This window comes from Lactobacillus isalae (assembly GCF_947539375.1).
In the GTDB taxonomy this organism is placed as follows: domain Bacteria; phylum Bacillota; class Bacilli; order Lactobacillales; family Lactobacillaceae; genus Lactobacillus; species Lactobacillus isalae.
In genome coordinates this window covers 1,465,755-1,478,128 of record NZ_OX443569.1, presented here as the reverse complement: position 1 = coordinate 1,478,128, position 12,374 = coordinate 1,465,755, and the positions used below count along the sequence as shown (strand labels likewise).

The 12,374-nt window shown below is 35.4% G+C and carries 5 protein-coding genes; 2 read left to right on the top strand and 3 right to left on the bottom strand.

From position 1 onward, the window contains the following. The first annotated feature begins 34 nt into the window (after nucleotides 1–34). Both QM512_RS07275 and QM512_RS07270 read left to right on the top strand, forming a co-directional pair. Nucleotides 35–436, top strand: a complete 402-nt coding sequence (locus QM512_RS07275; RefSeq protein ID WP_282805062.1) for a hypothetical protein — start codon at nucleotides 35–37, stop codon at nucleotides 434–436. 227 nt (nucleotides 437–663) lie between these two features. After that, the gene (locus QM512_RS07270; RefSeq protein WP_282805061.1) at nucleotides 664–8,760 is read left to right on the top strand and encodes a mucin-binding protein; all 8,097 of its coding nucleotides are present in this window, start codon (nucleotides 664–666) and stop codon (nucleotides 8,758–8,760) included. A gap of 75 nt (nucleotides 8,761–8,835) precedes the next feature. Here the strand turns inward: QM512_RS07270 and QM512_RS07265 are convergent, their stop codons facing one another. The 3 genes from QM512_RS07265 to QM512_RS07255 form a co-directional block, all read right to left on the bottom strand. Further along, complete coding sequence (locus QM512_RS07265) at nucleotides 8,836–9,312, bottom strand: S-ribosylhomocysteine lyase (protein ID WP_282805060.1); 477 nt, start codon at nucleotides 9,310–9,312, stop codon at nucleotides 8,836–8,838. 28 nt (nucleotides 9,313–9,340) lie between these two features. Further along, nucleotides 9,341–10,441 (bottom strand): vitamin B12 independent methionine synthase, encoded by a 1,101-nt coding sequence (locus QM512_RS07260; RefSeq protein WP_282805059.1) that lies wholly within the window; start codon nucleotides 10,439–10,441, stop codon nucleotides 9,341–9,343. Nucleotides 10,442–10,956: 515 nt separating this feature from the next. Beyond that, complete coding sequence (locus QM512_RS07255; RefSeq protein WP_282805058.1) at nucleotides 10,957–12,345, bottom strand: L-cystine transporter; 1,389 nt, start codon at nucleotides 12,343–12,345, stop codon at nucleotides 10,957–10,959. Between the last annotated feature and the right edge of the window lie 29 nt (nucleotides 12,346–12,374).

Genomic DNA, 12,374 nt, shown 5'->3' with positions numbered 1-12,374 from the left:
ATTGGAGAGAAAAAAGTAGAAAGAGCGGAAAAGCATGAATGAGAAGGAAAAAGAGAAAAATACAGTTGTAGGACAGTTGCTTATCTTAGATCTATTTTCAATTCTTATTGGATATTATTTTATTACTACTCTTGATGAGTTCGTTAAACAAAATGAATGGTGGTATGACTTATTAGTTTTACTCATTGTAATTTGTGAAGTGGTCTATAACTGGATTCAGTTAATGAAGGTTAAGAATAAAATTTCAAAATTACCTTTGATTTTATCAATGATAACTTTAAGTGCAGTTCTTAGTGGAACATACTTTAGTGTAATTTGGAATAAAATTCAAAGTGGAAAAGATTATCGGAATACTGTGTTCTTAACTATTTTTTGGATATTACTGTTGATAATTTGGAATGCATTTTTGTGGAAAAGATATAAAAAGAATAATTAGGATAAAAATATACTTGTTGACTAGATAAGTTGCAGTTAACCTCCAAAGTGGGACATAAAAGTTCAATTTTGGAGGTTTTTGTTTTGAAATAATTCAATGTCTTGAATGGATTGGATTATCAAATTTAAATAACAAAAAACATATTAAGACTGCTACTAATTAAAGATAGATGTTAAAATATAAAATATTATTGATTACAATAAATGCTTATGAGGAGATTGAAATAGATGAATAAGAAAAAGTATATTAAGGATAGTGTCAATGCAAGGCAACGCTTTAGTATTCGTAAACTTACCATCGGGACAGCATCTGTTTTATTAGGAACAGTTTTCTATTTAGGAACAAGTCAAGCAACAGTGAAGGCTGCAAATACGGATGCTAATGAAAAAGAAGTACAAACTGTAAATAGCTCTCCAATTTCTAAAAATAACATGACTGAAATAGGTCAGACTTCAGAAAATTCAAGTGACAGTTCTGTAGTTCAAACTAAAGATACAAAAGTAGTACAAACAAGTGTAAATAGTAAAGTAGATAAACCTGGTGTACAAGCTACAGAAGGTACTGTAAATAAAAGAGAAGACAAATCAGCAAAGGCTGAAAATATATTACAAAATACTCAAACTTTAGATACATTAAAGACAGTACCAACAAATACTAATCACCTCACTGAGAGTAAAGCAGAGAATAGGTATACTAATCTCACTGTTGATAAGGATAAGGTGGGAGTGTCAAAAAATAGTGAATATTCTTCAAATGCGTCAGATAATACTCTTATTGGTCTTCAATCTGATATCAATAATGAGAACTTACAAGTAGAAGCTTCACTTAGTGGCACTGAATATAATCCAAGTCAAAATAAAACTATCCAAATGACTTTACAAGTCTCTAATAATAAAGCTGGAGACAGATTTAGAGTCCACTTTGAATCAGGCGCTTATATGGTCACGCCTACGGCTCTTCCAGCTGCTTTTGGAACAATGGATAAGGTACAAAATTCAGATGGTAGTTATGATGTAATTTATTCTTTAACTAAAAATGCAACTATTAATCAGACTATCTCAATAGGTTTTCTTAATGAAGCCGTTGCTAAGGCGCTTCCTTATAATGCAGGGAGCGAATTAAAAAATATTCAAGTTTATTACAATGAAGAGTCGCAGCCTGTTAAAACTTTGACTTTTAATCAAATCGTTGTTCCTCAAATTAATCCAAAATGGTATAGACTTAGTCCAAGTTCAAAGGCAGTAAAAAAATTATTCCCTAATTATGACTATGAATGGCAATTAAATTTGGGACAAAAAACAGGAATAGATGGGTCCTATTCCTCTAGTGGAACTAGTGGCCCTAGTCCATTAATTAATCATGAAACAACTATTACAATACCTGTCCCAGAAACCTTTGTTTTAAATTCTGAAAAGACTATAGCCCAAAATTCTTCTTTAGCTACTTTTACCCAGGCTGGAAAGGGAAAAGATGTTATTGTCAAATTAGCTAATGCAATGCCTTCTAGCTCTTTTATCTATCTATGGGGACATTTTGACATGGATCAACCTATAGAAGATACAACTATATCTGGTTCAAAAGAAATAGTGGTTAGCGAGGACGTCGGAACAAGCCAACCATTAATTGGAAATGCAGGTATTTTTAAAGAAATAATACAAGGCTCGAATACTCATATGCCAGACGGTGAAGCTCTTCAAGGATACATTGGTGGAGCTTATAACGGATATGATGGCCCCTATAAAGAAGGCCAAATTCCATACACTGTCTCTCATAAAGAAATTGTATTATATAACTATTCTGTAGGAAATTTACAGGCTCGCCCAGTTGATAATGTACATCTAAAGATTACAGTTCCAGATGGAGTCACGGCTACAAAACTAGTTGGAACAGGTATCAAAGAGTATGGCTATCAAATTAATTATATTGATAATTCAGTAAAGTCAGGAACAGTTTCAAATGGAGAATCTGTACCAATAGAAAATGGCACAAATATTAGCGATATTGTGTTAACAATTCCTAAATTAGAAATTGATAGTTTAAACCCCGTAGGATTTACTTGGGGACAAGGAATTGATGCTGGCTTTTCTCTTTATGGATTCGTTAGTGATAATTATCGTGATGGCAAAAAAGTGAATTTAGGTGATACATTAAATTCCGCCCTATATCCATACTTTGATGCACCAAGTAAAAATGGGTATTATAATGCTTCTCAATCAGTTGTGGCTGAACAGAAGGATAGTATTAATATTAACTTTAAAACCACTAATTATAGTTACGAACCAGGAAAATTTGGTGGAAATGTTTCTGTTAGCGGGTGGTATGCTAAGAAAGCAGTTGATCCAATTTTCTATTTTGTAGTGCCAGCTAATGGTGAGGCATCTATACCACTTTCATCTTTTAAATTTGGAGAAAATCAGCCAAAAGTTTCTAGTTTTTTAGTAAATGGCTATCAAGTTGTTAAAGTGGACTACACTGGAATAAAAAGTACTGGTGGTGATATTGTACTTAATATTAAAAACTTACCAGATTCAAGTAGTGTAACTACAAATAATGGACATGTTTATTTATATGCTCCGTCAAATATAGTAAAAGATTATTCGTTGAATGAATATTCTACTGTAAAGGATTCTGATTTAAAGTATGTCGAGGGGAAGACGGCAGCTATTGATTTAGGTTCCTTTAATTGGATTACGCAATTAGGTCAAGGGTTGACTTCAGTAGAATTAGCACAAGGTAATGAAGATGGTAATTTAGAATTAAGCGGCAAGTCCGATGATAAGAAATCTGAAGCAATGACTTATACAGTTTCAGTTATCAATGGTCAAAAATATGATATAAAGAATGCACATGCTTTAATAAACTTGCCAGCAGATTCCAGTACATCATTTAACTTTGTTTTAAATGAAAATAATCCAGTTAAAATAATAGACTTGAATACGCAACAAGTAGTAGCAGGTAAAGTATCTTATTATAGTAATTTTGCAGATTTGAAAAATCATACTGTAACTGGACTTGTAGATAATGCCAAGAATGCCAAGAGTATTTTAGTTGATATAGATAACATTCCAGCAAATCATTCATACCGTATTGTTTTAAGTGGAATTGATCCCACTTTGGGATATGATGCTGGAAAGACTGGCATTTTGTCTTCCGTAATTTGGTCAAATCATACTCAATCCTTAAAAGCTCTTTCTATTGATTTAAGTAGCGATAATGCTTCTAGAATTACAGTTTCTGGTAATTCAATTGTTAAAGTTGTCTTTAAATATAAAGATTCAACAGGCAAAGATATTTATGTACAAGCTGATACGCTAAAACTTAATAATAACCAAGATAAATTAAGTTATAGAGAAAAAAATGTATTAGATAATTTGAAGAGACTCCAAGACAAAAAAGAGATTCCAGAAGATTATGTAGTAAAGGATGCAAGTAAACCTCAAGAAATAATTAACTCTGAGCATGGTGATTATTCATCAGGTATTAAGAATGAGAAAGCAGAGTTTAATCAAACCGTTAAAGTTTATTTTGATGGTGATACTTTAGTTTACGATCTAGTTCCAAATATTCAAACAGCTATTTTACGCTTTTACGATGATACTGATAATAAGTTTATTGAAGCCACTCCAAATATTAAAGTAACAGATAAAAGTAATAGGGATATTAATTTTGAAATTCCAGCAAGTTATGATTTCTCTAAGTATCAATTTATGATGGTGGCAAAAGGAAATGATCCAACACAGACTTATCCTAGACTTGATGGAAATCAGTTATCGGAAGTAAATTATGGAAAATTTGATAATGATATTAATCAAGATCAGTTTTTCATAGCCCACTTTACTCATAAGATTGCACCAATTAAGGATACAAAGACAATAACTGAAACGGTTCATTACATTTATGAAAATGGTAAAACTGCCAGTCCAGATTTAGCTGGAACTCCAGTAATTTTCACTCGTGATGGAGAACATGACGAAGTAACTAATGAGGATAATTGGAAGAACTGGACAACTGAGAAAGACAGTTTCGATGAGGTGAAATCTCCAATAATTTCAGGTTATACTCCAGATCTAGCTACTGTAGAAAAAATCACAGTAAAACCAGAAGATTCAGATATTGTAAAGACAGTAACGTATAAAGCTGATGATCAAAAGATCATCGTGAACTATATAGATGACACAACTGGAAAGACTTTATCAACAAAAGAACTTGATGGTAAGTCTGATGAAAATTCAGGTTATACAACCAAAGACTCAATTGATGGTTATAAAGCTCAACATTATGATTTAGTTTCTGATGACACAAAAGGTGCTGAATTGATCTTTGATCATGACGATAATGCGGATCAAGTTTACAACGTTCATTTGACCCATCATATGACGCCGATCAATGATAAGAAGACGATCAACGAGACTATCCATTACGTATATGAAGATGGTAAAACTGCTAGTCCAGATGTAGCTGGAACTCCAGTAATTTTCACTCGTGATGGAAAACATGACGAAGTAACTAGTGAAGATAATTGGAACGATTGGACAACTGAAAAAGACAGTTTCGATGAGGTTAAATCTCCAACGATTTCAGGTTACACTCCAGATCTAGCTGCTGTAGAAAAAATCACAGTAAAACCAGAAGATTCAGATATCGTAAAGACAGTAACGTATAAAGCCGACGATCAAAAGGCTAAGTTGAGATTTTATGATGATACTGATCATAATTTTATTGAATTAGCGCCAGACATTAATACGATAGGTAAGAGTGTCGAAAGTATTAATTTTGATATTCCATATGATTTTTCAAACTATAACTTTATAGAAGTTGATAGTGCTAATGATCCAACTGATAAATCGCAGAAATTATCTGGTGATACTTTAGATAAAGTAGATTACGGTAATTTTGATAAGGACAAAGATACTGATCAAGTCTTTATTGCTCACTTTATTCACAAGACTGCACCCGTTAAGGATACTAAAGTGGTAACTGAAACCATTCATTATGTTTACGAAGACGGAACAAAAGCTCATGATGATGTTGAACAAGAGGTAACATTCACTAAGACTGGAACAAAAGACTTAGTAACTGGTGAAGAGACGAGCAGTTGGAATGGTCCACAGGTAATTGACGAAGTACTTTCTCCAGAAATAGCAGGTTATACACCAGATCAAGAAAAGATTAATTCTATCACGGTTTCACATGATTCAACTGATATTGAAAAGACAGTAACGTATAAAGCAAATCCACAAAAGATCACAGTAAACTATATTGATGATATGACGGGAAAGACTTTATCAACAAAAGAACTTAATGGTAAATCTGATGAAAATTCAGGTTATACAACAGAAAGTTCAATTGATGGTTATAAAGCTCAACATTATGATTTAGTGTCCGATGACACAAATGGTGATGAACTAGTCTTTGATCATGATGACAAAGTAGATCAAGTTTATAATGTACATTTGACCCATCATATGACGCCGATCAATGATACGAAGACGATCAACGAAACTATTCATTACGTATATGAAGATGGTAAAACTGCTAGTCCAGATGTAGCTGGAACTCCAGTAATTTTCACTCGTGATGGACAACGTGATGAAGTAACTAAGGAAAATAAGTGGAACGACTGGACAACTGAAAAAGATAATTTTGATTTAGTTCAATCGCCAGAAGTAGCTGGATATACCCCTAATGTTGATGCGGTTCCTGAAATAAAGGTAGAGCCAACTGACTCTGATGTTATTAGGACTGTAACTTATAGGGCCGACGATCAAAAAGCCAAGTTGCGTTTTTATGATGATACTGATCAGAAGTTTATTGAATTTGCACCAGATATTAATGCGACCGGTAAGAGTGTTGAAAGTATCAATTTTGATATTCCTTATGATTTCTCAAACTATAGTTTCATTGAGGTTGATAGCAGCAATGATCCAGCAGATAATTCTGAAAAATTGAATGGTAATAGTTTAGATAAGGTAAACTACGGCAACTTTGATAAGGACAAAACTACCGATCAAATTTTCATAGCTCACTTTACTCACAGGACTGAATCAGTTAAGGACACTAAGACAGTAGTTGAAACTATTCATTATGTATATGAAGATGGCACAAAGGCTCATGATGATGTGCAAAAAGAAGTAACATTCACTAAGACTGGAACTAAGGATTTAGTAACTGGGGATGAGAAGAGTAGCTGGAGCGATCCGCAAGAATTTGAAGAGGTAGTTTCTCCAAAAATTTCAGGCTATACTCCAGATCAAGAAAAGATTGATCCTGTCACAGTTTCACATGATTCAAAAGATATTGTAAAAACAGTAACTTACAAAGCAAATCCACAAAAGATCATAGTTAACTATATTGACGATACAACCGGTAAGACTTTATCAACAAAAGAACTTAATGGTAAATCTAATGAAAACTCGGGTTATACAACAGAAGGCTCGATTCATGATTATAAGGCTCAACATTATGATTTAGTTTCTGATGACACAAATGGTGGTGAATTAGTCTTTGATCATGATGACAAAGTGGACCAAGTTTATAACGTTCATTTGACCCATCATATGACTCCGATTAATGATACGAAGACGATCAATGAGACTGTTCATTACATTTATGAAGATGGCAAGACTGCCAGTCCAGATGTAGCTGGAACACCAGTAGTCTTTACTCGTGATGGACAACGTGATGAAGTAACTAATGAAGATAATTGGAACGATTGGACATCTGAAAAGAATAATTTTGATGAAGTTAAGTCGCCAGAAATAGTGGGGTATACACCTAACGTTGATGCTATTCCTGAAATAATGGTAAAACCAACAGATTCAGATATTGTTAGAACCATAACTTATAAGGCTGATGATCAAAAAGCTAAGCTACGCTTCTACGATGATACTGATCAGAAGTTTATTGAATTAGCACCAGATATTAATGCGACCGGTAAGAGTGTCGAAAGTATCAATTTTGATATTCCTTATGATTTCTCAAATTACAACTTTATTGAAGTTGATAGTGGCAATGATCCAGTGGACAAGACCAATAAATTGAGTGGTAATACCTTAGATAAGGTAAACTATGGCAACTTTGATAAGGATAAGAATGCAGATCAAGTATTTATTGCCCACTTTATTCACAAGACTGAACCAGTTACGGATACTAAGGTAGTAACTGAAACTGTTCATTATGTATATGAAGACGGTACAAAGGCTCATGATGATGTACAAAAAGAAGTGACATTCACTAAGACTGGAACAAAAGACTTAGTAACTGGTGAAGAAAAGAGCAGCTGGAGCAATCCACAGGTATTTGAAGAAGTAATTTCTCCAGAAATATCAAATTACATTCCTGATAAAGAGAAGATTAGTTCTGAGACTGTTTCTCATGATTCGAATGACATTGAAAGAATAGTAACTTATAAGGCTAAGCCAGTTGAGCCTGAGAAACCAACAAAGCCGGAAGAGCCGACAACACCGGACAAGCCGGTTGAGCCTGAGAAGCCAACAAAGCCGGAAGAGCCGACAACACCGGACAAGCCGGTTGAGCCTGAAAAGCCAACGCAACCAGAAGAGCCGACAACACCGGCTAAGCCAGTTGAGCCTGAGAAACCAACAAAGCCGGAAGAGCCGACAACACCGGACAAGCCGGTTGAGCCTGAGAAGCCAACGCAACCAGAAGAGCCGACAACACCAGCCAAGCCAGTTGAGCCTGAGAAACCGACGCAACCAGAAGAGCCGACAACACCAGCTAAGCCGGTTGAGCCTGAGAAACCAACGAAGCCCGAGGAGCCAACAACACCGGACAAGCCGGTTGAGCCTGAGAAACCGGCGCAACCAGAAGAGCCGACAACACCAGCTAAGCCAGTTGAGCCGGAGAAACCAACAAAGCCGAAAGAGCCGACAACACCGGACAAGCCGGTTGAGCCTGAGAAGCCAACGCAACCAGAAGAGCCGACAACACCAGCCAAGCCAGTTGAGCCGGAGAAACCGGCGCAACCAGAAGAGCCGACAACACCAGCTAAGCCGGTTGAGCCTGAGAAACCGGCACAACCAGAAGAGCCAACAACACCGGCTAAGCCAATTGAGACGCAACCACCTAAGATGCCTGAACAAGTTGACAAGTTAGATGATTCTAAGAATACTGGTACTTCAAGAATTTCTACAATTAAAATTTCGAGAAATACTCCAGTAGCTAAACGAATTAATCGAGCAAAAACGCTCCCGCAAACTGGTAGTCGAAACACTGATCTATCATTAGCAGGATTAGCATTGGCTTCAGCTGGAGCTTTGATTGGGTTAATTGGTAGTAAAGAAAGGAAAAGAAGAAAAAGATAAAAATTAAATAGATACAAAAAGGCGCATATTTACTGTTTTAAGCAGTAATATGCACCTTTTTTCTTATCAAAAAAATTATTCTACAATATTTCTTTCAAATGGATCGTTGGAAATTCCCTTTTCTAAAATATCTTTTGACCATTGTTTAGCAGAAAATAAGGAGTGATCACGGTAATTGCCGCAAGATTCAATAGTAGTACCAGGAACGTCTTCCCATTGAATCTTGTCGCGAATTTCTTCAAGTGATTCTTTAAGCGCCTTAGCAACTTCTGTAGTTGATGGTGTACCCCAAACTAAGAGATGGAAACCTGTTCGGCAACCAAATGGGGAGCAATCAATGTAGCCATCAATGCGATCACGTAACAATCCAGCTAATAAGTGCTCAATAGTATGCAAGCCACCAGTAGGGATGGCATTTTCATTCGGCTGAACTAAACGAAGATCAAAATTGCTGATTTTATCTCCTTTGTGTCCTTCTTCAACAGTAATTAAACGAACGTAAGGTGCTTTAACCTTAGTGTGATCTAATTCAAAACTTTCAACTTTACCCATAATAAATTTTCTCCTTATAAAATCTTTTTTATTTCCAAATTTTATTAGCAGTATCAACCACTAGTTTTATCTTTTTCCACTGGTCAGCTTCGGTTAAAATATTGCCTTCTTCGGTTGAAGCAAAGCCGCATTGTGTACTAAGAGCTAAATTAGTTAAAGGAACCAATTCAGCCGCTTCATTGACTCTTTGAATAATTGTATTAGGATCTTCTAGTTGACCATTTTTTGATGTAATTAATCCCAAAACAATTGTGACATTATTGCGATTGTTCCAGATCTTTTTGATTGGTTCTAAATCTCCAGAACGATCATTGTCATATTCTAAGAAAAAGCGATCATAATTTAATTGACCTAGATACTTGGCAATTGGCTCATATCCACCTGAAAAAAGAAATGTAGATTTAAAGTTACCACGGCAGATGTGTGTAGCAATGGTCAGATCATCTGGCAGATTTTCTAGTGTTTTATTGATTACGCAAACTGAATCTTCTGCTAACTGAACGTATTTTTCATGTTCTTTAGGGTTATTTTCAGTCTCATTCAACTTACTAATTAAGAAAGCCCATGTTGTGTCATCAATTTGAAGATAACGACAGCCTAGATCATAAAATTGCTTGATTGTTTTATGATATGCCTTTGCTAGATCATTAAGATAATCTTGTTTATTCTCATAAAAGTTAGGCCAGTTGTCTGAACGATTATCTCTAAAAAGTAGGGTAGGTGAAGGAATCGTTTGCTTGGGAGTTACGTTAGTATGTTCCTTAACAAACTCAAATGCTTTAAAGAATGGATGCTCGGGATTATAAGATACTTTACCAGCTAATTCCGCATTGTCTGTTCTAGTCTTAGCACCATGGAACTTATAGCTTTCTTGGTAATCGTATTTTGCGACGCCATTTAAGCCCCATAAGAAATCCAGATGCCACCAGCTACGACGGAATTCTCCATCCGTTACAGCCTTTAATCCTAAATCTTCTTCTGTATGGATTAATTTTTCAATTTCTTGATTTTCTATTTGAGTTAATTCAGCTTGCGAAATATCTCCGTGACTAAATTTATCTCTAGCCTGTTTTAATTCTTCTGGTCTTAAAAAACTGCCAACAATATCGAAATGTGCTAATTCTGTCATAGTAATCTACCCCTTAATTTTAACTAAATTTTTCGTTTAAATGTTCTTTGAGGATCCACTAATACGAGGGATCATATTCAAGTAGCACATTCGATTAAATACCCGTTCGTTAAAAAGAATATTCCTATTTTTCATAATGATCCCTCCTTTGATAAAAAATAAATAAGCAAAAGAAAAAGCGTCCCTAGCATAGCTATACACTACACTAGGGACGCTTATCACGTGTTACCACCCTGTATTCAAACTGACTTTACAATCAGTTCCTCATTAAGTACTCCAAAATATGGAAGACTCAGACGTGATAACGGACGTCAATCGTAAATTGCTTACTTAATTAGCTCGCATTTTATTCTAAATCCAAGACCATATTCATCACTCTAGTAACATCGGCTTCCACCAATTCCGACTCTCTGTGAGATACTTTAAGCAATTACTCATCTCTTCTAAGTTTTAATTAATTTTGTTGCCATAATACTACAACGTCTAAAAATTAATGTCAAGAATATTTAGAAAAATTATTCAACTTCAGTATCTACATCATCTTTTTGATTATTAAAAATACCCCAGTCTAATTCTCCAGTTCGCTTAGCGGTAATCACACCAGCAACCATTGAATCGTTAACGTTAAGAGCAGTTCTTGCCATATCAACGATTGGGTCGATAGCGATTAAAACTCCAAGAACTGTTACTGGTAAGTTAAGTGCACCAAGTACCATTAAGGTAGTAAATGTTGCACCACCACCAACGCCGGCAACACCGAAACTTGAAATAACATCAATTACAACCAAAGTTAGGACAAATTGCCATGAGAAAATGTTAACTCCAACAAGTGGGGCAGTGATTGCTGCAACCATTGATGGATAAATACCTGCACATCCGTTTTGACCTATAGTTAGACCAAAACTAGCTGCAAAATCAACAATTGTATCGCTAACGCCCATTGATTCACGTTGAGTACGAACGTTAAGTGGCAAGCTACCACCGCTAGTTCTAGAAGTGAAGGCAAAAACTAAAACTGGCCATGCCTTCTTGAAGTAAGTAATAGGATTAATTCCATTAATTAGAAGTAAAACAGCGTGAACAATGAACATAACTGCAATTGCAACATAAGCGGCAACGATAAAGACTAATAATTTACTCATTGTTGCGAAACTGTTAGTTGCTGTAGTTCTAGCAATTAAAGCAAAGATTCCATATGGAGTGAGTTCAAGTACAATTTTAACTATACGCATGATAATTGCGCGTAATGCCTGGATGCCACGTGCGAAAGTTGTAGCAGCTTCAGCTTTTTCTTTCTTGATTTGTAAGAATGCAATTCCAACAAAAATAGAGAAGATTACGACTGCAATCGTGCTAGTTGAACGCATTCCTGCAAAGTCTGCAAAAATATTTTGTGGGAAAAACGAAGTAATTTGTTGTGGTAAAGTTAGACCTTTCAACTGTTCTTGATGGTCCTTAATTGCACTAAGGGCACTTGAAGAAGCAGACATTCCTTTAGCAAAACCAGCTCCGCCTAAATTAAAGATTGCAACACTACTAAAGCCTAAGAATGAAGCAACAGCAGTGGTTCCTAATAAGATAGCTAAGACGTTAGTCGCAATTTTTCTAATCTTAGTTGTAACCTTCAACTGAGTGAAAGCACCAACTAGTGAAACGAAGATTAGTGGAATAACTAACATTTGTAATAATGAAACATAGCCATCCCCAACGATTGAAAGCCAATCAATACTATTTTTAACAATATCGCTTTTGGCACCAAACATTAATTGAATGGAAACCCCAAAGACAATTCCGATGACTAATGAGAGAAATACTAGCTTAGTAAATCCCCAATTTTTTCTATGTAAGTAGGCCATGCCAGCTAAGATAGCGATGGCCATTAAAACAACGAGGGTAGTTTGCACTTTCTTCAACTCCAATTCTAAGCAAACAA